Source organism: Sediminicoccus sp. KRV36 (assembly GCF_023243115.1).
GTDB lineage: Bacteria > Pseudomonadota > Alphaproteobacteria > Acetobacterales > Acetobacteraceae > Roseococcus.
The window spans coordinates 3,067,803-3,089,792 of the sequence record NZ_CP085081.1 but is presented as its reverse complement, the minus strand read 5'-3'; the positions used below and the strand labels follow the sequence as shown (position 1 = coordinate 3,089,792).

The window sequence follows — 21,990 nt, the reverse complement described above, 5'->3', positions numbered from 1 at the left end:
GCGAGGACGGGTGGGAATGGTTTCGGAATCAATACTCTATGAGCCGCCTCGGCCCCGTCCGCTCTCGCCCGTCCTGGCCCTGATTCGCGCCGCCGCGCGGGGCGACGGCGATCTGCTGAGCCTGCTGCCGGCCGAGGCCTATCGCATGGCGATCGGCCCGCTCGGCTATTCGCGGCGCTCCATTCTCATCGTGAATGCGCCCGATCTGGTGCGCGGCATCCTGTATGACGCCAAGGATATCTTCCCGAAGAACGACCTGATGGTGGATGCGCTGGAGCCGCTGGTGGGCAATTCCATCTTTGTCTCAAGCGGCCCCGAATGGCGCCGGCAGCGCGCCATGATTGACCCGGCCTTTTCCATGATGCGCGTCAACCGGGCCTTCACGCCCATGGTCGCCGCCGTGGATGATTGCGAGGCCAAGCTGGACGCAGAAACCGGCCGCTTCTCGCTCGATCTGCTGATGAGCCATCTGACGGCGGATGTGATCTGCCGCACGGTGTTCTCCACCTCGCTCGCCACGCAAACCGCGCATGACGTGTTCGAGGCCTTCACCGTCTTCGAGCGCAGCGTGGCGCAGGTGGAATACCGCCGCCTCATCATGGACCCTGCCTTCAAGCCGGTGGTGCAGAAGCCCGAGGTCCTGGCGGCCTGCGCGAAAATCCGCGGCCATCTGGGCGATCTCGTGGATAGCCACCTGGCCGAGGGGCACAGCTTCGACGATATCGCCACCGCCGTGATCGCGGCACGCGACGCTGGCGACCAGAAGGCCTTCACGCGCAAGGAATTGCTGGACCAGCTCGGCGTGCTGTTCCTGGCCGGGCACGAGACGTCGGCCAGCGCGCTCACCTGGGTGTTCTTCCTGATCGCCACCCAGCCCGAGGTGGTGCGTCGCATCCGCGCGGAGGTGGCCGAGGTGGTGGGTGAGGGCGAGGTGGAATTCGAGCACACCCGCCGCATGCCCTATATCATGAATGTTTTCCGCGAGACGCTGCGCCTCTACCCGCCCATCACCTTCCTGCCGCGCGTGGCGCTGGAGGATACGATGCTGGGGGAAAGGCGGGTGAAGCGCGGTGCGATGATCATGGTGGCGCCCTGGATCCTCCACCGGCATGAGCTTTATTGGCGCAATCCGCATGGCTTCGACCCGGACCGCTTTCTGCCCGACCGCAAGGAGGAGCTGACGCCTGGCGCCTATCTGCCCTTCGGCATCGGCCCGCGCGTCTGTGTGGGTGCGGCCTTTGCTCAGACCGAGGCGGCGCTGATCGTGGCGCGGCTGATCCGTCGCTATGATTTCCATCTGGAAGCGCCAGAGGCGGTGCGCCCGGCAGCGCGCCTGACCACGCGGCCCACGCGGCAGATCATGTGTCGCGTCGCGCGGGCGTGATGCCAGGCACGGTGATGCTGACGCTGGGGCGCTTGCCCAAGGCGCTCGATATTGCGCGCAGCTTTGCCATGCAGGGCTGGCGCGTCATCATCGCCGAGCCCTTCCGGCAGCACCTCGCGGGTGCGTCGAACATGGTGGCCAGGAGCTACCAGGTGACGGCGCCCGCGGTCAGCAAGCGGCGCTACCTGGCGGAACTGGCCGCCATCATCGCGGCCGAGAAGGTGGATTGGGTCATCCCCGTCTCGGAGGAGACGATGCATGTGACCTTCCTGCGTGAGTTGGTGCCCGCAAGTGTCCGCATCTTCACCATGCCGCCCGAAGCCTTGCTGCCCGCCTATGACAAGCATGGCTTCATCCATCTGGCGCAGTCCGCCGGCGTCAGCGTGCCCGAGACCCATGCACTGGGCAGCCCGGCGGGCGAGGCCTTGGCAAGGCTTGGCCCCGTGGTGGTGAAGCCGGTGCATTCCTGTTCGGGGCGGGGCGTTCGCATCCTGGCGCAGGGGGCGCCCTTGCCGTCGGAAGCGGGCAGCGTGGTGCAACGCTTCATCCCTGGCGAGGTGCATTCCTCCTGCTCGATCGCGCAGGCGGGGCAGGTGCTCTCGACCGTGATCTATCGTGGGGCGTTGTTCTCGGGCTCGGTCGCCATTGCGTTCGAGCGTGTGGTGGAGCCGGTGCTGTTTGAAGCCTGGATTGCGCGCTTTGTGCGGCATGTGAACTGGACCGGCTTCATCTCCTTTGACTTCGTCCTGGATGCGCAAGGCGTGCCGCATGGTATCGAGTGCAATCCGCGCACCACCAGCGGCCTGCATTTCTTCGAAACCGCCGATCTCGCCCCCGCCATCCTGGAGGCGCGGCCGCCCCGGTTCCGGCAGGCGCTCCGGCTCCAGCAATTCTATTCCTGCCTGACAGAGACGCAGAAATCCGTGCTCACGCCGCGCCGGTTTCCGCGCAACCTGCATGCCCTGCTGACCACACCGGACGTCACCTGGAACCGCCAGGACAAGCGCCCCTTCCTGACGATGACCTGGACCTCCTGGGAGATCATCCGCCGCGCGATGCAGGCGGGCACGACCTTTGGCGAGGTCGCGACGCTGGATGTCGGCTGGTATGAAGGGGAGGGGACTGCGGAGGGGGGCACTGCCGCATAGCAGCGCGCTGCGGCGCCGGACGGACGGGCTTCGCCCCGGGGCTAGCGTCCGCCCATGCCCCTCAGATGCGGCCCGTCGCCAGCATCGTCGCCCGCGCGGCGGCCTCGACCTCCAGCGGGTCATCCGGTGCGCTGCGGGGCACGCGGCGGAAGCTGGCGCGGCGGGCATCATGGCCATAGGGGTCGGGATAGGCGACGACCCGGCCGCTCGCATCCGGCCAGGCGGTCAGATAGGCCAGCACCACCTGCACTTCCTGCAAGGGGTGAAGTTCGATCGTGCGTCCCGTCGCCACCTGCGCCTGGAGATCGCCAGCGGGCATGTCCAGCACCCAGGCGCAAAGGTCCCGGATGGCCTCGACCCGCACGCATCCATGCGACAGCGTCCGCGCCTCGCGCGCAAAGAGGGCCGGGCGGTTGGTGCCGTGCAGGAAGATGCCATCGGAATCCAGCAGGCCGAGGCGTAGCGGGCCGAGCGGATTATTCGGCCCCGGCGGCTGGATCAGGCGCCCGCCCACGGCCTGGAAGCCCCCCGCCCCGCTGGCGCGGATCTCGGCCAGGATGCTGGGCGGCACATGCCAGGGCGGGTTGCAACGCACCGAGGTCGCGAAGGTGAGGAGCTGCGGCGTGCGGTTGCGTGGCGTGCCGACCACCACGCGGGAGCGCATGATTTCGCGCCCTGCCTCGAAGGCGATCATCTCGGCCGCGGCGATATTGACCAGGATGAGGCGCGGTGCGGTCCAATCCACCCCCATCTCCGCCAGCCGTTCCATCGTGCGGTCCAGGGCGAGGCTGGCGCGCGGGTTCATGCCGGCTTCCGCCTCGCGCGCGCGGCGCAGCGCCTCGGGCACGGGCTGCGCTGATGCGGGTTGGGCTGATGCGGGTTGGGCCGAAGCGGGTTGGGCCATGGCATGCGGGGCCGCGGCCAGCGGCAAGAGCGCCGAGCCGAGCAGCAGACGACGGGAGAGTAATGGATTCATGGAGATGGCCGCTCGATGGAGAATTCGCCATGATAGGGCGAAACGACGCTGTATCGGCAAGAGAAATCGAGCAAAGGAGTTGGCTCCCGGAACGCGGCGTATAGGCTTGCCCCGTGCCGAACTCAGGCTGCTGTGGTAGGTTGCATCCATAACCAACAAGGATATGTCACATGGCTGATCTCGTTATCATTGCGTATGACTCGGTGGCCACGGCCCAGGCGGCGCGCGCCAAGCTCGTGGAACTCCAGGGCCGCTATCTGATCGAACTGGGCGATGCCGTGGTGGCGGAGCGTGAGGCGGATGGCGGCGTGAAGCTGCACCAGCCGGTCAACCTGACGGCCGTTGGCGCGGCCTCCGGCGGCATGTGGGGCGCGCTGATCGGCATGCTGTTCCTCAACCCGCTGCTGGGTGCCGCCATGGGTGCTGGCGCCGGCGCGCTGAGCGGCAAGTTCACCGATCTGGGCATCAACGACCAGTTCATGAAGGACACGGCCGCTGCCCTCGCCCCCGGCGCTGCCGCGCTGTGCGTGCTGGTGCGCAAGGTGACGGCGGACAAGGTGCTGCCCGAGATGGCGCATTTCGGCGGCAAGGTCCTGCAGACGAGCCTGAGCGCCGAGCAGGAAGCGAAGATTGACGCGGCCCTGAAGGCCGCGTGAACCTCGATTGGCTTGGCTGAATTCACCGTCGGGCTATGGGGGGCTGACCAAGGCCTTCCATTGGCTGACGGTGTTTCTCTTTGCGTTTCAGCTTCTCTCGGCATTGATCATGCTGCGGCTCGATGAGCATGGCCGCGTGATCGGGCTGGGCGGCAGCGATTGGTATAATTGGCACAAGACCCTCGGCCTCGTGGCGTTGCTGGTGGCGCTGGGGCGGCTTTGGGCCAGGCGGGCAGGGGCCTTGCCCGATTGGGCGCCCACCCTGACCAGCCTCGACAAGCGCGTGGTGCACCGGGCGGAGCAGGCGCTTTATGTGGCGATGTTCCTGATGCCGGTCAGTGGCTTCGTCTTTACGATGGCGGCGGGCTATGGCGTGCAATTCGCCGGGCTTTGGCCGCTGCCCAACCCGATCGGCCAATGGGAAGCGCTGGGCGAGGCGGCGCGTCGCGTGCATGTCGGCACGGCGATCCTGCTGGGCGTGGCGCTGGCGGCGCATCTGGCGGTGGTGCTGCGGCATGTGCTGCTGCTGCGCGATGGCCTGCTGCGACGGATGCTGCCGGGAAAATGAAGCGGTGCGAGGATCGCCGCGCCCGCGGCCGAGCCTCGCCAGTGGTGCCTGTGTGGTCCGAAATCCGTCAGCCCGGCAGCAGATGGATGACCACGATGGAGCCCTCGGGCAGCGGCGGCGTCTCCTCATCGCGGAAGCGGATATCGGGCACGTGGTCGCCATTCTGGACGTCCTGGGGGGAGAACCTGCGGATTCGGGTGGCGGTCCAACGCAGGGGAAGGCCCGTAGGCTTGCCCAGGGTCCATCTGTAATCGCCCAGCAGCTTGTCGCGCTGGGCCTGATCGGCGGGCAGCCTGAAATAGGCGGAGCGAACCGGCTCCTGGTCCCAGGCCACCTCGAACGCCGCAATCGCCAGGGGTGCTTGGTCCATGGGCGCGCCTCTCCATCAAGCAGCCGCAGGCTATAGGGCGGAAGCAGGCGCCACAATGCGGCGGATTTGCGGGAATGGTGGGCGCTGTAGGGCTCGAACCTACGACCCGCTGATTAAGAGTAAGAAATTACGTCCCGACACAAGACGCCCATAGACCGCCAGAAGCCAATTAAATCCTTGCTTTCGGCGTGGTCCGCAAAATAAGATACCGCCACAAACCGACTTGCGGACCCGGGTCCGCACGTTCTGCCGGGTCCGCAGGGGGTCCGCAAAAGTCGGGTGAGCGGGTCCGAGAAAATGCCGAAATTCACCGATGGATTTATTGAAGCCTTCAAGCCCATGGATGGTGCGAAGGACCGCTTGGCTTTCGACACTGAATGCAAAGGGCTGGGGGTCCGCGTGACCCGCATATCCGCGCGGCAGGATGGCGCCGAGCAATTCAACCGCATCTTCCTCGTGCAATGGACCGATACCGCCACCGGCAGGCGCGTGCGTGAGCCTCTCGGCGTTTGGGGTGCCTTGACCATTAAGCAGGCGCGAGAGGCGGCGAAAATTCGCCTGGGCCGGCTCGCCGCAGGTTTTGACCCCAAGGCCGAGCGGGAGGCGCGCAAGGCCGAGGATGACCAGAAGCGGCAGGATGCGGCGCGCGCAAAGATTGAGGCTCAATTCACTCTCGAAAAGCTGATTGAGGATTGGGCCAAGCTGCATCTGGCCAGCCGGCGCCCGCGCTATGCGGCCGAGGCCGAGCGGGCGTTGCGGGTCACCTTCGCCGCGCATCTGAAAAGCCCCGCGCGCCGTTTGGACCATGAGGCGGTGATTGCCGCGCTGGACGCTTTGGCCGGGGATGGCAAGGCCGCGATGGCGGGCCGCACCATGGCTTATGGCCGCGCTTGCTATGGGTGGGCGGTGAAGCGGCGCCGGCTGGCGCTGAACCCCTTTGCGGGTCTGCCCGCCATTGAGGGCGGCAATCCGGCACGTGACCGGGTTCTGACCGATGCGGAAGTCGGCGAAGTCTGGCGCGCGGCCGAGGGCTTGGGCCAGCCTTTCGGGCCAATCATCCGCCTGGGGCTGCTGACCGCGCAGCGCCGGGAGGAAGTTGCAGCCATGCGCTGGAGCGAATTGGCCGCCGATGGCGCATCATGGAACCTGCCGAATCGTCGGGCGAAAAATGGCCGCGCCCATATCATCCATTTGTCTGAGGCTGCGCGTGCGGTGCTGGCCAGCGTGGTGCGGATTGAAGGGCAAGACCTGATTTTCACCACCACCGGCAAGACGGCGCCGAGCGGGTTCAGCCGGGCCAAGCGGGCGCTAGATGCGGCCATCATGGATGCGCGCATCAAGGCCGGTGCATGCGGGGATCAGCCGGAAGGCGAAGGCTGGCGCTTGCATGATTTCCGTCGCACGGCGGTGACATGGATGGCTGGCGCGGGGTTTCCGCCGCATGTCGCGGACAAGATTTTGAACCATGTGCAGGGCACGATTAGCGGCGTGGCGGCGGTCTATCAGAAACAGGAATTTCTGGCCGAGCGGAAGGCCGCGCTGGAGGCCTGGGGCGCGCATGTCGTGATCTGCGGCGAGGGCAAGGCGAAGGATGCGAAGGTGGCCAGCCTGAGCGAAGCGCGGGCGCGGAAGGGGGCCGCGTGACCATGTCGGTTGTGGGGTGTCAATGAATGCGCTTGACGAATACGGGCGGCTTTTGGCAACAAGATTCCCGAGGTGCTTTTGCGCGTCCAGAGTTTGGCGCCTTAGCTAGTCCCTCCCGACGATAGTTTAACTTACGCCAAGCCTCGCTCACGCGGGGCTTTTTGCGTTTCTAGACCCCGTGCCGGCCGGATGCCGGTTCTCCCTGGACGCAGCCCCGTCCGGGGCAGAACCGCGTCCGCAGCCCATGAGGCATTTAAAAATGATTCAGCAATTGTTGGCGCCGGCAGAAGCCGCGCGCCTGCTTGGCGTTTCCGTGCGCTCCCTGGAGCGCATGCGGGTCGCTGGCGACGGGCCGCCATTTGTGCGGATCGGCAAGCGCCGGGTGGCCTATACGGCGGGGTGCATGGAAGCCTGGCTGGCCAGCCGGACCTTCGACCATCGCGCGGCCGAAATGGCGCGGCGAGCAAAGGGGGGCCTGTGATGCGCGTCTTCCTCGCCGCATTCGGCCCGTCCATCCTGTTCCTTGCGGTGCTGGCGCTGGCCGGCCTGCTGACCCTTTAGCGAAAAGCCCGGCGCACCTCTCGGCGGCCGGGCGGGTATTCGGATTCAGGCGACTTCGACAACGCTTTCATAGCGCATGCCTGCATCTGCCGCCACCGCGAAAAGGGCATTCCGGGCCAAGGATCAATTGACCATGGCTCATCATTTCGTAAAATCCGGCGCTCCCGATGGGCGCCATCATTTGCCTGTTCCGCGTGGCCGGGCGGTGCCTGTTCCGGCACCACGTCACGGCGCCAAGCTGGATTTCTCCAGCATCGCGCGGGCGGCAATTCCGCATCTGCCGAGCCTGCTGCCTGATTGGCTGCCTGGTGGCCGGCGTGAAGGTCACGAATGGACCTGCGGGAGCCTGAGCGGCGAGGCTGGAGCCTCTTGCAAGGTGAACCTGACCACGGGCCGGTGGTGCGACTTCGCCACGGGTCAGAAGGGCGGTGATGCCATTTCGTTGCTCGCTGCAATCCGTGACATTCGGCAGGGCAGCGCCGCGCGCGAATTGGCGGCACGCATCGGCATGGGGGGGCGCGCGCATGGTTGACGTGATCCTCCCGGCGCCGCTGGCGCTGCCTGAGACAATCCAGCACGCGCGCCACGGCGTTCCTGCGGCAGTCTGGAATTATCGCGCGGCCGATGGGGCGCTGCTGTTTGTGGCCTGCCGGTTCAATAAGCCCGATGGCGGTAAGGAGGTGATGCCTTACTGCGCCACCTCATCCGGCTGGGCCTGGAGGGCGCCACCGGACCCGCGCCCGCTTTATGGGCTGGACCGGCTCGCCGTGCTGCCCGATTCGCCTGTTTTGATCGTGGAAGGCGAGAAGACGGCGGATGCAGCTGCGGCGCTGTTTCCGGATCATGTGGCGATGACCTGGCAGGGTGGCAGCAATGCCACCGGCAAGGCCTGCTGGAGCGTGCTACAGGGCCGTGTGGTGGCCATGTGGCCCGACCATGACGACGCGGGTCAGAAAGCCGCCAGCGCCGTCCGGAAGGCCTTGCTGGGCATCGCCGCATCCGTGGCGGTGGTGGTGGTGCCGGATCATTGGCCAAATAAATGGGACCTTGCTGACCCGCTGCCCGATGGCGTCACGCTGGAGACGTTGCGCGCCATGCTCAACGCGGCGCACGCCACCACGGCTGAACCTGACCCGGAACAGGAACGCCAAGCCTATGACGCGGCCCTGCTGAACCTGGCCGGGATGGAACGGCATAGCCTCGATTATCAGCGCGAGTTTGATGCGGTGAAGCGCCGCTTCAAGGTGGGCGCCATGGCCATCAAGCAGGCGGTGGCGGTCAAGCGTGCCGACATTGATCGGCGGCAGGCGATGGAGGCCGGCGAGGAAATTGACGGCGCCACGGCGAGCGGCTTGGACCCGGACCCCAAAGGCCGCGAAGACCTGTTCATCTCTGCGGCGGACCTCCCGGATACGGCGGCCGAACTCGCGCAATATCTCCAGCGTTTGCCCGACCTGTTTGAGCGTGGTGGTCCGGTGCGGCTGGCCTTTGACGCGCAGCGCAAGGGCATGATGGCCGAGCCCTTGGGCATTGATGGCGTGGTCAATCAGGCGCATCGTGTATGCCGTCCCTGGAGGTATCGGCGAGACCGGGACATGCTCATTCCGGAGGCTGCCACGCTGCCCGAACGTGTGGCGAAGCTCTACCTGGCCGCGCGCGGTTCCTGGGGGCTGAACCCGCTGGATGGCATCGCATCGGCGCCGCTGCTGAGTGATGACGGCTCGCTTCGCGTGGCGGATGGATATGACCCCACCACGCGCATGTGGTGCGAGCGCATGCCAGTGGTTGAAGGCCTGCCCGACATGCCAAGCCGGGAGGATGCGGCGGCGGCGCTGTTGCGCCTGCGGACCTTCCTGCGGACCTTCGCTTTCGGGGATGCCATCAAGGTCAGGTTGCCCGGCGAGGCGGTGGATACGGTGGACCTCACCATGCCACCGGGCCACGACGAAAGCGCCGCGCTCATTGGCGTGATGACCGCGGTTTGCCGCCCGTCCCTGGATACCGCGCCGGCTGTTCTGTATCGCGCGCCAGCCATATCCGGCGCCGGCACCGGCAAGGGCCTGTTGGTCCGCACCACGGCGGCTATCGCTTTCGGGATGGCGCCAAGCGCCATGACAGGCGGCGGCACGCCTGAGGAGCGCGAGAAGCGCATCACGGCGGCGTTGATGGAGGCGGGGCCGGTGCTGTTCCTCGATAACGTCAACGGCACCGCGTTGAAGTCTGACACGCTGGCCAGCGCGATTACGGAACGGCCGGCGAGCGTGCGGCCATTGGGCTCCAGCAAAACGGTTCTGTTGAACGCCACCGCGTTTATCGCCTGCACCGGGAATGGCCTGACCCTGAGTGAAGACCTGGCCCGGCGCTTCCTCGTGGTGGAATTGGATGCTGGCACGGAAGACCCGGAGGCGCGCAGTTTCCAGAATGACATTGTGGACGATGCGATGGCGCATCGCGGGGAATTGCTGCGCGACGTGCTGACCATTTGGCGCTGGGGGCGGCTGAACCCGACTGCGCTGAAAAAGGGCCGCCCCATGTCGTTCCGGCAATGGATGGCGTGGTGCCGTGATCCGCTGCTGACACTCGGCTGCGCGGACCCGGCCGAGCGAATCGCGGAAGTCAAAGCGCGTGATCCGCAACGCATGCGGCTGGCCGAATTGTTCCGCGCGTGGTGGCAGCATCACCACGACACGCCCATGGCGGTGAAGGGCTTGGCTGATGACGTGAAGGAATGGGCGGACCCGTTGAACCGTGGGCGGCAGGCTTTGGCAGCCTCGATTGCGAAATTGGCAGGGACTCGTGCGGCAGGGTTTGCGCTGGAGCGGGTCAATACGGCCGGCAGATGGAGTGCGGACCTCTACAAGCTGAGCCGCACGGAAATAGATGCGCCATCCGGGGCCAGCCATGGCGAAGAGCATAGGGGTCATAGGGAGCATAGGGGGGCGGTTCAGGCTGATCCGCCGAAAACCGCCAATCCTGCGGCTGATGCGGACCCCTATGCTCATTCCGGCGCGTCTGAGCATAGGGAGGGCATAGGGGGCGGGTCTCTGCCACCGAAAGCCGCCGACAACCTGGGGTCCGGGTGGGCTGAACCCCTATGACCCCTATGGTCCCTATGCCGGGTGGCGTTGAAGTCGCGCGCGGCGGTGGAGATTTTTCAGCCGATGACGTGCTGGAGGTGGCGGCACGTCATGGGGTGGTTGTTCAGCTTGAAGCGGGACGGCCGATCATGCGGGCGGCGTCGGCACCGCCTGCGGAAATCGTCGCGCTGTTGCGCCAGCACCGGGAGGCGGTGGGCGCATTGCTGGCCCGCCGGGCAAGTGAACAGGATGTTGCGCCGGGCTGGCCTGAGGGGGTGGATTATTGGTTGACGAAGGACGCGGCCGAGATTTCGGGGATCGTGAATACGGGCGGCACGGGGCGCGTTTGCAGCAATGGCGGCTTGGACATGTGGCGCGAGAATGGGCTTTATCGGGGCTTCGCGCCTGACCTGGTGCGGCGGTTGCGGGAGGTGGGGTTGCTGCCTGAGGGTTTGGGATAGACCGCGCCGAGGCTCTCCATCAACCGCGCGCGGGGGCGCGCGCGAAGGGGCAAGTGGATGGCGGCTTAAATATCTGCCGTTATTTTATGCGTAAAACCACGCGCGCGGGGTCCGCAGGGGGTCCGCAAAAAATAGGTCCGCGAAGTAAGTGGACCACATGGGCGGTTAAACCATTGAAAAGAATGGTGGGCGCTCACGGGCTCGAACCGTGGACCCGCTGATTAAGAGTCAGCTGCTCTACCAACTGAGCTAAGCGCCCGCCTGGACCCGCTAACTAAAGCTCCTGGCGCGGTTGTCCAGCCCTGCCACGCATACCGGCCATGCCGAGGGGAATTTTTCCGCCCCCTTGCGGCTGTTCCTGAACATAGAGCGGCCAGGCCAGGCCCGTCATCCGGCCGCGCAGGCTGGCCATGAGCGCGAGGCCCTCTGCCTCCGGCACATGGAATCGGACCGTGCCAGGGGCTGGGTCGAGCTGATGCAGGTAATAGGGCTTTACCCTGGCGCGCAGCATGGCGCGGAACAGCGCTTCCAGCGCATCGGCGCTGTCATTCACGCCGCGCAGCAGCACAGATTGGCCAAGCAGCACCAGGCCGGCCCCGTGCAGCCCGCGCAGGGCCAGTGCCGCGGCCGGCGTGAACTCGGCCGCGTGATTGGCATGGACGCAGAGGAAAAGCGGCCGCTCCAGCGTCAGTGCCGCCAGCATGGCGGGCGTGATCCGGCCGGGCTCCGCCACCGGCACGCGGCTGTGGATGCGCAGGGTCTCGATATGCGGAATCGCCGCCAACCGTTCCAGAACATGCCCAAGCCGGCGGGGCGAGAGCATCAGCGGGTCCCCCCCGGTAAGGATCACCTCGCGCACCGCAGGCGTGGCGGCGAACCAGTCCAGCGCCGCCTCCAGCTCCGCCTCGCTCAGCAGGCCGCCATCGGGGCCGACAGCCTCGCGCCGGAAGCAGAAGCGGCAATAGACCGGGCAGGCCAGCAAGGGCTTCAGCAGCGCGCGGTCCGGATAGCGATGCACCACACCCTTGATGGGGGTGAAGGGCGCATCGGCCGTGGGGTCGTCCAGCTCATGCGGCGCGGTGAGAAGCTCCTCGGGCTCCGGCAGATATTGCCGGGCGATGGGGGCGCCGGCCTCGCGGATCAGCGCGGCCATGGCGGGCGTGACCGCGATGGCATAGCGCGCGGCGACGGCTTCCAGCGCGGGAGCCGCCGCGGCTGCGATCAGCCCGGCGTCAACAAGCTCCTGGGGGGTGCGCAGCGTGCGGGTCATGGCGGGGCAGGCTCTGCCCTGGTAAGGCCTCCCGCGCAATGCCCCATCCATCCTGGCACCCCGAAAGCCTGGCCGCGCGCCTGCCCTTCCTGGAGGCGCGCGCCCGCCTGACCGTCGCCACCCGTGCCTGGCTCACGGCGCAGGGCTACCGCGAGGTGGAGACGCCATGCCTTGTGCCGGCCCCCGGCATGGAGGTGCATCTGCGCGCCTTTCAAAGCGCGTATGAGCCGCATCTGGGGCAGGGGGCGCACCGCGCCCTCTGGCTGCGCACCTCGCCCGAGCTCGCGTTGAAGCGGCTTCTGGTCGGTGGCGCCGGGCCGGTCTTCGAGCTGGCGCGCGTCTGGCGGAATGGCGAGATCGGCTCCCGACACGCGCCCGAATTCACCATGCTGGAATGGTACCGCCCCGGCCTGACGCTGGACGGGCTGATGGCGGAGACCGAGGCCCTGATCCGTACCCTTTGCCCGCCCTTGGTCGCGCATGAGGGGGTAACGACGGACCTCTCGCTCCCCTTTGAGCGGATCACCTGCGCCGAGGCCTTCGCGCGCCATGCGGGGCTCGACCTGCTGGCCAGCATCCGCCCCGATGGCACGGGCGATGGTGCCGCCCTTGGCGCAGGCACCGATGAAAGCTGGGAGGAGGCGTTCTTCCGCATCCTGCTCGACCATGTGGAGCCCCATCTGGGCCGCGGGCGCGCGACCTTCCTGACCCATTGGCCCGCCCCCCAGGCGGCGCTCGCGCGGCGGGACCCGAATGATCCGCGCGTGGCGCTGCGCTTCGAGCTGTTCGCCGGCGGCATCGAACTCGCCAATGCGTTCGACGAGCTCACCGACGCGGCGGAACAGGCCACGCGCTTCGCGCATGACGTGGCCGAGCGCGAGCGGCTTTATGGCGCCGCCGATTCCTGGCCGGTGGATGCGGATTTCCTGGCGGCCCTTTGCCACGGCATGCCATCCGGCAGCGGCATCGCGCTGGGCTTTGACCGGCTGGCCATGCTGGCCAGCGGCGCGCGCCGCATCGAGGATGTGCTCTGGCTCGGCGGCTTTCCCTACGGCTGAGGCTGCGCCTATCCTGAGCGCGGATTCAGGAAAGGGCGAAGCATGACGGTCAGGACGCTGCGTTGGGGCTTGGTCGGCCTCGGTTCCCTCGCCGGCAATGTGATGGCGGCCTCACGCCGCGCACGGCATGCGGTGATCTCGGCCGGCGCCACGCGGGACCCGGCCAAGGGCCGCGCCTTCTGCAAAAAGCACGGCATCCCGAACTTCCATGAGAGCTACGAGACGCTGGTGACCGACCCGGAGGTGGATGCCGTCTTCGTCATGACGCCGAATGACAAGCACCTGCCTGTTGTTCTCGCGGCCGCCGCCGCGGGCAAGCAGGTGCTGTGCGAAAAGCCGCTGGCGATGACCGAGGCCGATGCGCTGACCATGATCGCCGCTTGTGAAAAGGCCGGCGTGATGCTGCGCCTGGGCTTGCATCTGCGCTTCGAAAAATTCCTAGACCGCGTGGCTGCCGTGCTGGCCGAGGGGCGGATCGGCAGCATCCGCGCCATCTCCATCGAGCGCGCGGCGCCACTCTCCGAACGCGCGCCCTGGCGCGAGGATCCGGCGCAGGGCGGCGGCATTCTCTATGATGTGGGGCTGCATCTGCTGGATCTCGTGCCCAAGCTGGCGGGCGGCGGCCTGGCCTCGGTCAGTGGCCTCGTCTATCCGCCGCCGGGCGGCGCGCAGGGGGCGGATACCATCACGCTGCTGCTGCGCACCGTGAATGACGTGCAGGTGAGCCTGCGCGCCTCGCGCGAGGCGCCCTATGCCGGCAGCGACCTCGTGGTGATCGGCACCCAGGGCATGCTGCGCACCGGCCCGCTGCGCTGGGTCCCGGAATTCACCATGACCCTCACCACCGCCGAAGGCGTGACGGAAGAACGCGTCCCCGCCTGCGACCTCTATCGCGACGAGCTGGACGGCTTCGCCGTGGACCTGGCTGATGGTGGCACCCGCATGGGCACGGGGCCGGATGGGCTGCGCCTGGTACGCCTCGCGCTACGGGTGGAGCAGGCGCTGGCCGAAGCGCGCAGCATCACCCTGGAGGACATTGTATGATCGCCCGCCGCACCGCTTTGGGCCTTGTGCTCGCCACGCCAGCTTTGGCACAGGAGCCATGGCCGCGCCGGCCGCTGCGGCTGATCATCCCCTATTCGCCGGGTGGTTCGACCGACACGGTGGCGCGCCTGATGGCCGAGCGCTTGTCCCGCGCGTTGGGCCAGCCGGTGGTGGCAGAAAACCGGCCTGGCCTGGCCGGCAGTATCGGCGTGGATGCGGTGGCGAAAAGCGCGCCGGATGGGCACACCCTTGTTGTCGCCACCACCAACCAGGCGATCAATGAGACGCAGCAATTGCGCCGCCCCTTTCGCCTCATGACGGACATGGCCCCCGTCGCGATGATGGACAGCTTCCCCTTCGCGCTGGCCGTGACCAACGCCCTGCCGGTGCGCTCCGTCGCTGACCTTGTGGCCTATGCCAAGGCCAATCCTGGCGTCCTGAATTACGCCTCCTCCGGCACGGGTGCCGCGCTGCATCTGACGATGGAGCGGCTGCGCAGCTACGCGGGCATCGAGATGCAGCATGTGCCCTATCGCAACTATGCCGAAGGGCGCACCGCATTGATCGCGGGCCAGATCCAGCTGTTGTTCGACGCGACATTCACCCTGACGCCGCTGATCCGGGCTGGGCAGATTCGCGGCATCGCGACCACCGGCCTGCAGCGTGCCGCCATGCTGCCGGAATTGCCGACGCTGGCCGAGACCTGGCCTGGCTTCCAGGCGGCACTCTGGAACGGGCTGATGGCGCCCGCCGGCACGCCGGAGCCCGTGCTGGATCGACTGAACCGCGAGGTGAACGCCATCCTGGCTGAGCCGGAGATGATCGCGGCGCATGAGCGGCTGGGGGCTGTGACGCTGCCCATGACCCGCACGGCGTTCCGGGATTTCCTGCTGGCGGAGATCGAGACGAATGCCGCCATTCTGCGCGGGGCGGGCGTGCAGCCGGAGTAGGAAGAAAGAAGGGCCTCCGGCGGCTGGGGCCACTGGCCCCAGACCCCTGGAGGCCCTTTTTTCTTTGATCCGTCTTTGCCCCCCCATCAGAGGTCCACGCGATCACGGCGCAGCTTGGGCATCAGCCCGGCGTCCAGACCGGCGGCTCGACCGAGCCCACCTGCTCCAGGATGCGGCCATAGGCCTCGGGCCGGCGATGCGCCGCAAAGTTGAAGATGGTGCTGCGGCCGAGCTTGCAGTCATCCAGGTCGCAATCGGCGGTGATGAGTTCGTCACCCCAGCTGGTCGCCTGGGCCATGATCTCGCCCTGCGGATTCACGATGATGGAATGGCCGAACAGCTCATGCCCATCCTCGGTGCCGCCCTTTGCGGTTGCGACGCCGAAGCAGGCATTCTGGTAGCAGCCCGCGCGGATCGAGAGATGCGAGTGTTCGACGCGCAGATGATGCGCCTCGAAGCCGCGGTTATCCATGTTCAGGCTGGGCGTGTTGTAGCCGAGCATGACGATCTCGACCTGCTGCAGGCCCATCACGCGCCACGCCTCGGGCCATCGCCGGTCATTGCAGATCATCATGCCGATATTGGCCTGCTGTTCCCCCACCGGCGCGCGGATCACGGGGAAGCCGAGATCGCCCACCTCGAAATAGCGCTTTTCCAGGTGCTGCACCTTGCGGATCGGGTCGAATTCCTTGTGCCCGGGCAGATGCACCTTGCGGTATTTCAGCACCACCTGGCCCGAAGGGTGCACATAGATGGCTGTGTTGTAGCGGTGGCCATCGGGCGTCTTCTCGGCATAGCCCAGGTGAAAGCCGATGCCGTATTTCTTCGCCGCCTCGAACAGCGGCGCCGTCTCGTTGGAGGGCATGGCGTGCTCATACCAATGGTCCGCCTTGCTGATGTCCTCCTCATACCAGCGCGGGAAGAAGGTGGTCAGCGCGAGTTCGGGAAAGACCATGACTTCCACGCCGCGGCGATGGGCGTGCTCCATCAGGCGCAGCATGCGGCCCACGGCCACGTCACGGCCCTCGGCCTTCTGGATGGGACCCAATTGGGCGGCGGCGAGGGTGACGCGGCGGGGCATGGCGGGCTCCTGGAAATGCTGCGGCAGGATTGCGGTGGAAGGCGCTGTCCGCAAGCCCGCCTGCGCATTGCCGCCCGATGCCTGGCCCGCTAGCTTCCATCCATGTTTTGGCCCTTCCGCCGGCGCAAGCCGGCCACCCCCGACGCCCTCCTGCAATCCGACCCCCGGGGCGAGCTGTATCAGCTTTTCCTGGAGCGAGGCGCGCGGGCGCACAAGACGGCGAAGTGGCACCACTACTTCGACATCTATGATGGCTTTCTGGCGCGGTATCGGGGGCAATCGCCCACGCTGCTGGAAATCGGCGTGGATGAATGTGGCTCGCTGGAAATCTGGCGCGAATGGCTGGGGCCGGGCGCGCGCATCTTCGGCATGGACATCAACCCGAAATCGGCCGAGCTGGCACCTCCCGGCACCAAGGTCTTCATCGGCGATCAATCCGACCCGGAATTCCTGCGCCGCGTCCTGGCCGAGATCGGCACACCCGATATCGTCGTGGATGATGGCGGCCATTCCAGCAACCAGCAGATCACCAGCTTCGAGATCTTCTACCCGGCCATGACGCCGGATGGCGTCTACATGGTCGAGGATACGCACACGGCACTCTGGGGTGGCGTCTGGGATGACCGGCCGGGCATGACCTTCCTGGACTACGCGGCCGAACGGGTGAAGGATCTGCATGCCTGGAGCGGCATCCACGCCAATTTCCGCCGCTATCACACCCACCCGAGCGAGCGCACGGGGGAGGAGGCCGCCGTTCCGGAATTCACCCGCACGACGCGCGCCATTTCCTTCTTCGACAGCATCGTGGCGTTTGAGCGCGGGGCGCGGCGGGAGCCCTGGCAGGAGCGGCGGTGATGGGGCCGAGGGGGCAACCCCTCGGGCTCCCCGGCAGGAAACTCAGTTTCCTGCACCCTCATGCGAGGGTCTTCCCGCAAAAAACGAAGGTCCAGGAAACTGGTTTCCTGGCGGGAGAGCGCGAGAGGGCAGCGCCCTCTCGCAGCCGCGCATCACTTCGCCTTGACCACGTCCATCACCGCGCGAAGCACCGCGGGCACGCCCTCACCGGTGGCGCCTGCCGCCAGCATCACGGTTGAGCCGGTGGCACGTTCCAGCGCCTTGAGGCGTGAGACGCGTCCCTGGGGCGTCATCGCATCCAGCTTGTTCAGCACGACAATCTCGGGCTTTTCCGCGAGCCCACCGCCATACTCCGCCAGCTCATTGCGGATCAGCCGATAGGCGGCGGCGGGGTCCGCCTGGCTGCCATCAATCAGGTGCAGCAGCACACGGCAACGCTCGACATGGCCGAGGAAGCGCGTGCCGAGCCCGGCACCCTCGCTGGCGCCCTCGATCAGGCCGGGGATGTCGGCCAGGACGAATTCTTCCGTCGCGTTCAGCCGTACGACACCGAGCTGCGGATGCAGCGTGGTAAAGGGATAGTCGGCGATCTTGGGGCGCGCGGCACTGGCGGCGGCCAGGAAGGTGGACTTGCCGGCATTGGGCAGCCCGACCAGCCCGGCATCGGCGATGAGCTTGAGCCGCAGCCAGACCCATTTCTCCTCGCCAGGCCAGCCCGGATCGGCCCGGCGGGGCGCGCGGTTGGTGCTGCTCTTGTAATTCGCATTGCCAAAGCCGCCATCGCCGCCCTTGGCGAGCAAGGCGCGCTTGCCCGGGACATCGAGGTCGGCGATCAGGGTTTCGCGGTCCTCATCGAGGATCTGCGTGCCGACGGGCACCTTCATGATCACATCATCGGCGCCCGCACCCGTGCGGTCACTGCCGGCGCCATTGCCACCCTTGCGCGCCTTGAAATGCTGCGCGTAGCGGTAGTCGATCAGGGTGTTCAGGCCGTCCACTGCCTCGGCGTAGACATTGCCGCCGCGGCCGCCATTGCCGCCATCCGGGCCGCCGAACTCGATGAAACGCTCGCGCCGGAAGGCGATGACGCCGTCACCGCCATCGCCCGATTTGATGAACACCTTGGCTTCGTCGAGGAATTTCATTTTGTGCCGCCATGCGAGTAGCCGCCACACCAACCCTACTCGCATGGCGGCAAGGGGGGGCAGGGCCCCCCCTATACCCCCCCTTGTCATGGGGGTGGGCGGGGGTTGGGGCGGGGTCGTCAAAAACGAAAACGGGGGCCACGAGGGCCCCCGCTGATCACGCCAATATACGGCGTGGATTACTCCGCGGCGAGCTTGATCGGCTCGACCGAGACATGCACGCGGTCTTCGGCCTTGCGCTCGAACTTCACATGGCCTTCGACCAGCGCGAAGATCGTGTGGTCCCGGCCGAGGCCGACATTGCGGCCCGGCTTCATCTTGGTGCCGCGCTGCTTGATCAGGATGTTGCCGGCCAGCACATGCTCGCCGCCGAACTTCTTGACGCCCAGCCGCTGACCGGGGCTGTCACGCCCATTGCGCGAGGAGCCGCCTGCTTTCTTGTGTGCCATGAGTGCTGCTCCTTATCAGGCTGCGATGGTGGCGATGCGCAGGACCGTCTGTTCCTGGCGATGGCCGCGCTTGCGGCGGCTGTTCTTGCGGCGGCGCTTCTTGAGGATCAGCACCTTGTCGCCGCGATTCTGGTCGAGCACCGTGGCCGTCACCGAAGCACCGGGGACGGTCGGCGCGCCGAGCTGAAGGCCGGCTTCATTGCTCACGGCCAGCACCTCATGGAAGGTGACCGTCGCGCCCGGCTCTGCCTCGAGGCGCTCAATGATGACGACGGCATTCGGCGTCACCCGATATTGTTTTCCGCCAGTGCGGATCACTGCGAAGCTCATCACACGCGCCCTTCGGGCGGCCGCGCAGGGCGGCGCTGCCCGTAATACTGAGAGGTTATGGCCACAGGCGGAGGAAGACCCCCACGAACGACCACGGGCGACACGCATGCGCCGCCCGGGAGGGGAGCGTTTAGGGGAGTCGGGGGCGGGACGTCAAGGCATCGCCCCGCCAAACTCCGGTGCCTCCACCGGAAAAACACCTTGAAGGGAGGTGATGGGGCGTCCGTGGCGCGCCCTGACCGGGGCAAGGCCTCTCCTGCATCTGGCCGCAACATCCGGCGCGCAACGCCAGCGGCGCGGGACGAGCCGCCTTCGCCACCCCCGGCGCGCGGTCAGCCAATGCGCTGCAACGCCGCGCCGTTGCGCCGAAGCCATGCCGTGGCCGCATGCCGGTGCTGCGATCGCTGCTCCACCAGGGCCCAGAATCGGGGGGAGTGGTTCATCTCGCGCAGATGCGCCACCTCATGCGCGACGACGTAGTCCAGCACCCAATCGGGGGCGAGGATGAGGCGCCAGGAAAAGGCCAGTGTGCGGTCCGACGCGCAGCTGCCCCAGCGGCTGCGCGTGTCCTTCAGGCGGATCGCGCGGGGCGTGACCCCCAGCCCTTCGCAATGCGGGCGCGCGGCCGCCGCGATTCGTCGCAGCGCTTCGGCCCGCAGGAAATCCCGGACGCGGCGGGCGATGAACTCTGCCTCCCCGGTGACCACCAGCGCGCCATCCTCCAGGAAGGCGCTGCCCCGGCGGGAAGGATCATGGCGGATGGCATGTTCCACCCCGCCGATGGGCACAGTGCCGCCCGGCGCAAAGGGCCGCTCCGGCGCGAGTCCGGCGAGCTTTTGCATCACCCAATTCGCGTGCTCGGTCAGCAGCGCCACGCCGTGCTTGCGGCCAACACGGTTTGGCAGGGTCACCACGACATCGCCGCGTGCCGCGTCAATGCGCAGCGAAACCCGCCGCGCGCGGGCGCTGCGCCGCCACCGCACCGGGCAGGGCTCGGCCGGCAGAAGCGGGTCACGTTGCAGCGGGATGATTTCCGAATCGGGCAGATCCATGGGTCACCATGTCGGCATCCGGGGCGCGGGTTCAACGGTTGACAGGCCGGGTCGTTCCCGGCCTTTGCGTCGCCATGAACTTCAAGCGCCATTTGCCGGGCCTGCTGATTCTGGGTGTGGTCTGGGGTTTGACGCCCTCGGTCGTGAAGCTGGCGCTTGCGGCGGGTATTCCGCCCCTGGGCTTTGGCTTCTGGGGGGCTTTCGGCTCGGCGCTGATCCTCTCGGTGCTGTGTGCGTCGAGGCGCCTTCGGGTGCCCCTGGATCGGCCACACATCATTCAATACAGCGCGGCGGGGCTGTCCGGCTTCGCGTTGGCGAATTTCGCCGGCTACACGGCGCTGCAGCATATCCCGGCCGGATTCTTCGCCCTGCTGGTGCCGCTCTCGCCCATCTTGACCGTCCTGGGGGCGGCGGCCTTGGGGATGGAGCGCCTGACGCCGCCGCGCGTCCTGGGGACGGTGCTGGGCTTTGCCGGCGTGGCCCTGGCCATGGCGCCGGGGGCGGCCCTGCCGGACCCCGCCTTGCTCGGCTGGGCCTTGCTTGCGGCGCTGACGCCCGTCTGTTTCGCCGTCTCCAACATCGTCGCGGTGCGCCTGGCCCCACGCGGGACCGATGCCTTGGTGCTGGCGACGGGCGCGCTGTATGGCGGGGCGTTTTTCCTGGCGTTGTTCAGCCTGTTGCGGGGCGAGTTCCACATCCCCGGCCAGGTGGGCTGGCCGGGCGAGATGCTGATTCCCTTCCAGGCCGGGATCACGGCCTTTGCCTACCTGCTCTATTTCCGGCTGATCGCCGCCACCGGCAGCGTAATCACGAGCCAAACCGGCTATATCGTCCCCATCGCGGGAGTTCTCTGGGGCGCCATGATCTTTGGCGAGCGCATGGGCTGGCTTGCGCTGCCGGCGGCAGCACTGGTCTTCGCCGGCCTCTGGCTGGTAACAGCAAAGCGATAGTGACCTGTTTCTACTGGAGTTTCGGCCCAGCGGCGACAGCGGCGGCCGGAGGTCCAGGAACCTGAGGTTCCTGGCGGGGCCCGGGGCAGAGCCCCGTCCTCACCCCCGCCCCAGGCACACCCCCGAATTCGTCCCCGCCAACCCGGTCTTCAGCGCCCGGATACGTTGGGCGCTGCTGCCATGGGTGAAGCTTTCCGGCACCACATGGCCGCGCGCCTGTTGCTGCAGGCGGTCATCGCCCACCGCCGCCGCGGCGGCCAGGCCTTCCTCGATGTCACCCGCTTCCAGGATGCGGCGCATCTGGTCCGCGCGATGGGCCCAGAAGCCCGCCAGGCAATCCGCCTGAAGCTCCGTCCGGACCGAGGCCGCATTGTCCCGGCCGCCGCCGAGCAATCCCAGCAGGTTCTGCACATGATGGCCAACCTCATGTGCGATGACATAAGCCTGGGCGAAATCGCCCGGAGCCCCCATGCGCTGGGCCAGATCCCGGAAGAAGGCGAGGTCAAGGTAAACCCGCCGGTCATTGGGGCAGTAGAAGGGCCCCATGGCCGATTGCGCCGTGCCGCAGCCTGAGGCCGCGCTGCCGGAGAACAGCACCAGCCGTGGCGCCTCGTAGCGCCGCTGCTGGGTGGCGAATTCGGCGGTCCAGACATCCTCGGTGCTGGCGAGGACTCGGCTGACGAAGCGTGCCGCCGCATCCTCGGCCGGGGGCGTGCGGGCCGCCTGGGAGGGTGCCGTCTGGGATTGGGGCGCCGGCGCGCCGCCACCCTCCAGGGTGGAGAGCACCACGCCCGGGTCCACGCCGAAGATCAGCGAAAGCACGACCACGGCAACCAGGCCCAGCCCGCCGATCCGCGCGCCGCCGCCCATGCCACCACCGCCGCCGCCACCGCCGCCTTGGCCACGCCGGTCTTCGAGGTTCCGGCTCTCGCGTTCATCGTCCAGTTTCATGGGCGCTCTG

Annotated in this window: 23 protein-coding genes and 2 tRNA genes; 14 read left to right on the top strand and 11 right to left on the bottom strand. The window is 67.3% G+C overall.

What is annotated here, in order from left to right; genetic code table 11:
* Nucleotides 1-16: 16 nt before the first annotated feature.
* Nucleotides 17-1,384 carry a cytochrome P450 gene (locus tag LHU95_RS14535; protein ID WP_248707672.1) on the top strand — a complete coding sequence of 456 codons (1,368 nt, stop codon included), beginning with the start codon at nt 17-19 and terminating at the stop codon, nt 1,382-1,384.
* A complete protein-coding gene (locus tag LHU95_RS14530; protein ID WP_248707671.1) occupies nt 1,363-2,532 on the top strand; it encodes an ATP-grasp domain-containing protein in 1,170 nt (389 codons plus the stop codon). Before LHU95_RS14535 ends, LHU95_RS14530 begins: the two co-directional genes overlap by 22 nt.
* A gap of 61 nt (nt 2,533-2,593) precedes the next feature.
* Here the strand turns inward: LHU95_RS14530 and LHU95_RS14525 are convergent, their stop codons facing one another.
* A complete protein-coding gene (locus LHU95_RS14525) occupies nt 2,594-3,508 on the bottom strand; it encodes a L,D-transpeptidase family protein (RefSeq protein ID WP_248707670.1) in 915 nt (304 codons plus the stop codon).
* A 170-nt stretch (nt 3,509-3,678) separates the two neighbouring features.
* On the opposite strand from LHU95_RS14525, the gene LHU95_RS14520 reads away from it, so the two are divergent.
* Nucleotides 3,679-4,164 (top strand): DUF1269 domain-containing protein, encoded by a 486-nt coding sequence (locus LHU95_RS14520; protein WP_248707669.1) that lies wholly within the window; start codon nt 3,679-3,681, stop codon nt 4,162-4,164.
* Between the two features lie 7 nt (nt 4,165-4,171).
* On the top strand, nt 4,172-4,732 hold the full coding sequence (locus tag LHU95_RS14515; RefSeq protein ID WP_248707668.1) for a cytochrome b/b6 domain-containing protein: 561 nt from the start codon (nt 4,172-4,174) through the stop codon (nt 4,730-4,732).
* Nucleotides 4,733-4,799: 67 nt separating this feature from the next.
* Here the strand turns inward: LHU95_RS14515 and LHU95_RS14510 are convergent, their stop codons facing one another.
* Nucleotides 4,800-5,102 (bottom strand): hypothetical protein, encoded by a 303-nt coding sequence (locus tag LHU95_RS14510; RefSeq protein WP_248707667.1) that lies wholly within the window; start codon nt 5,100-5,102, stop codon nt 4,800-4,802.
* Nucleotides 5,103-5,177: 75 nt separating this feature from the next.
* Nucleotides 5,178-5,252 (bottom strand) — tRNA-OTHER (locus LHU95_RS14505).
* A gap of 147 nt (nt 5,253-5,399) precedes the next feature.
* On the opposite strand from LHU95_RS14505, the gene LHU95_RS14500 reads away from it, so the two are divergent.
* The 5 genes from LHU95_RS14500 to LHU95_RS14480 all read left to right on the top strand — a co-directional run bounded on the left by LHU95_RS14500 (nt 5,400) and on the right by LHU95_RS14480 (nt 10,845).
* Nucleotides 5,400-6,746, top strand: a complete 1,347-nt coding sequence (locus tag LHU95_RS14500) for a site-specific integrase (protein WP_283094262.1) — start codon at nt 5,400-5,402, stop codon at nt 6,744-6,746.
* A gap of 259 nt (nt 6,747-7,005) precedes the next feature.
* Nucleotides 7,006-7,227 (top strand): helix-turn-helix domain-containing protein, encoded by a 222-nt coding sequence (locus tag LHU95_RS14495; RefSeq protein ID WP_248707666.1) that lies wholly within the window; start codon nt 7,006-7,008, stop codon nt 7,225-7,227.
* Nucleotides 7,228-7,440: 213 nt separating this feature from the next.
* Nucleotides 7,441-7,839, top strand: a complete 399-nt coding sequence (locus tag LHU95_RS14490; protein WP_248707665.1) for a hypothetical protein — start codon at nt 7,441-7,443, stop codon at nt 7,837-7,839.
* Complete coding sequence (locus tag LHU95_RS14485) at nt 7,832-10,405, top strand: DUF6371 domain-containing protein (protein ID WP_248707664.1); 2,574 nt, start codon at nt 7,832-7,834, stop codon at nt 10,403-10,405. Before LHU95_RS14490 ends, LHU95_RS14485 begins: the two co-directional genes overlap by 8 nt.
* A 68-nt stretch (nt 10,406-10,473) precedes the next feature.
* Nucleotides 10,474-10,845, top strand: a complete 372-nt coding sequence (locus tag LHU95_RS14480; RefSeq protein WP_248707663.1) for a hypothetical protein — start codon at nt 10,474-10,476, stop codon at nt 10,843-10,845.
* A 183-nt stretch (nt 10,846-11,028) separates the two neighbouring features.
* Here LHU95_RS14480 and LHU95_RS14475 read toward each other — a convergent pair.
* Nucleotides 11,029-11,104, bottom strand: a tRNA-Lys gene (locus LHU95_RS14475).
* Nucleotides 11,105-11,119: 15 nt separating this feature from the next.
* Nucleotides 11,120-12,115 (bottom strand): lysine-2,3-aminomutase-like protein, encoded by a 996-nt coding sequence (locus LHU95_RS14470; protein ID WP_248707662.1) that lies wholly within the window; start codon nt 12,113-12,115, stop codon nt 11,120-11,122.
* Between the two features lie 38 nt (nt 12,116-12,153).
* On the opposite strand from LHU95_RS14470, the gene epmA reads away from it, so the two are divergent.
* From epmA to LHU95_RS14455, 3 genes are read left to right on the top strand one after another with little or no spacing between them, the layout of a single operon-like run.
* A complete protein-coding gene (epmA, locus tag LHU95_RS14465) occupies nt 12,154-13,173 on the top strand; it encodes an EF-P lysine aminoacylase EpmA (RefSeq protein WP_248707661.1) in 1,020 nt (339 codons plus the stop codon).
* 42 nt (nt 13,174-13,215) lie between these two features.
* Entirely contained in the window at nt 13,216-14,217 is a 1,002-nt protein-coding gene (locus LHU95_RS14460) for a Gfo/Idh/MocA family oxidoreductase (protein WP_248707660.1), read from the top strand.
* Nucleotides 14,214-15,167: a tripartite tricarboxylate transporter substrate binding protein gene (locus LHU95_RS14455; protein ID WP_248707659.1), complete on the top strand. Its 954-nt coding sequence runs from the start codon at nt 14,214-14,216 to the stop codon at nt 15,165-15,167. Before LHU95_RS14460 ends, LHU95_RS14455 begins: the two co-directional genes overlap by 4 nt.
* A gap of 121 nt (nt 15,168-15,288) precedes the next feature.
* Here the strand turns inward: LHU95_RS14455 and LHU95_RS14450 are convergent, their stop codons facing one another.
* Nucleotides 15,289-16,248: an N-carbamoyl-D-amino-acid hydrolase gene (locus LHU95_RS14450; protein ID WP_248707658.1), complete on the bottom strand. Its 960-nt coding sequence runs from the start codon at nt 16,246-16,248 to the stop codon at nt 15,289-15,291.
* Nucleotides 16,249-16,350: 102 nt separating this feature from the next.
* On the opposite strand from LHU95_RS14450, the gene LHU95_RS14445 reads away from it, so the two are divergent.
* Entirely contained in the window at nt 16,351-17,103 is a 753-nt protein-coding gene (locus LHU95_RS14445; protein ID WP_248707657.1) for a hypothetical protein, read from the top strand.
* Between the two features lie 152 nt (nt 17,104-17,255).
* Here LHU95_RS14445 and obgE read toward each other — a convergent pair whose 3' ends face one another.
* The 4 genes from obgE to LHU95_RS14425 all read right to left on the bottom strand — a co-directional run bounded on the left by obgE (nt 17,256) and on the right by LHU95_RS14425 (nt 20,079).
* Nucleotides 17,256-18,248: a GTPase ObgE gene (gene obgE / locus LHU95_RS14440; RefSeq protein WP_248707656.1), complete on the bottom strand. Its 993-nt coding sequence runs from the start codon at nt 18,246-18,248 to the stop codon at nt 17,256-17,258.
* 179 nt (nt 18,249-18,427) lie between these two features.
* Nucleotides 18,428-18,697: a 50S ribosomal protein L27 gene (gene rpmA / locus LHU95_RS14435; protein WP_248707655.1), complete on the bottom strand. Its 270-nt coding sequence runs from the start codon at nt 18,695-18,697 to the stop codon at nt 18,428-18,430.
* A gap of 15 nt (nt 18,698-18,712) precedes the next feature.
* The gene (gene rplU, locus LHU95_RS14430) at nt 18,713-19,027 is read right to left on the bottom strand and encodes a 50S ribosomal protein L21 (RefSeq protein WP_248707654.1); all 315 of its coding nucleotides are present in this window, start codon (nt 19,025-19,027) and stop codon (nt 18,713-18,715) included.
* A 332-nt stretch (nt 19,028-19,359) separates the two neighbouring features.
* The gene (locus LHU95_RS14425) at nt 19,360-20,079 is read right to left on the bottom strand and encodes a SprT family zinc-dependent metalloprotease (RefSeq protein WP_248707653.1); all 720 of its coding nucleotides are present in this window, start codon (nt 20,077-20,079) and stop codon (nt 19,360-19,362) included.
* Between the two features lie 74 nt (nt 20,080-20,153).
* Between LHU95_RS14425 and LHU95_RS14420 the strand changes: the two genes are divergently transcribed.
* A complete protein-coding gene (locus LHU95_RS14420; RefSeq protein WP_248707652.1) occupies nt 20,154-21,029 on the top strand; it encodes a DMT family transporter in 876 nt (291 codons plus the stop codon).
* Nucleotides 21,030-21,128: 99 nt separating this feature from the next.
* On the opposite strand, the gene LHU95_RS14415 is transcribed toward LHU95_RS14420, so the two are convergent.
* Nucleotides 21,129-21,980, bottom strand: a complete 852-nt coding sequence (locus tag LHU95_RS14415; protein WP_248707651.1) for a neutral zinc metallopeptidase — start codon at nt 21,978-21,980, stop codon at nt 21,129-21,131.
* Nucleotides 21,981-21,990: the final 10 nt, after the last annotated feature.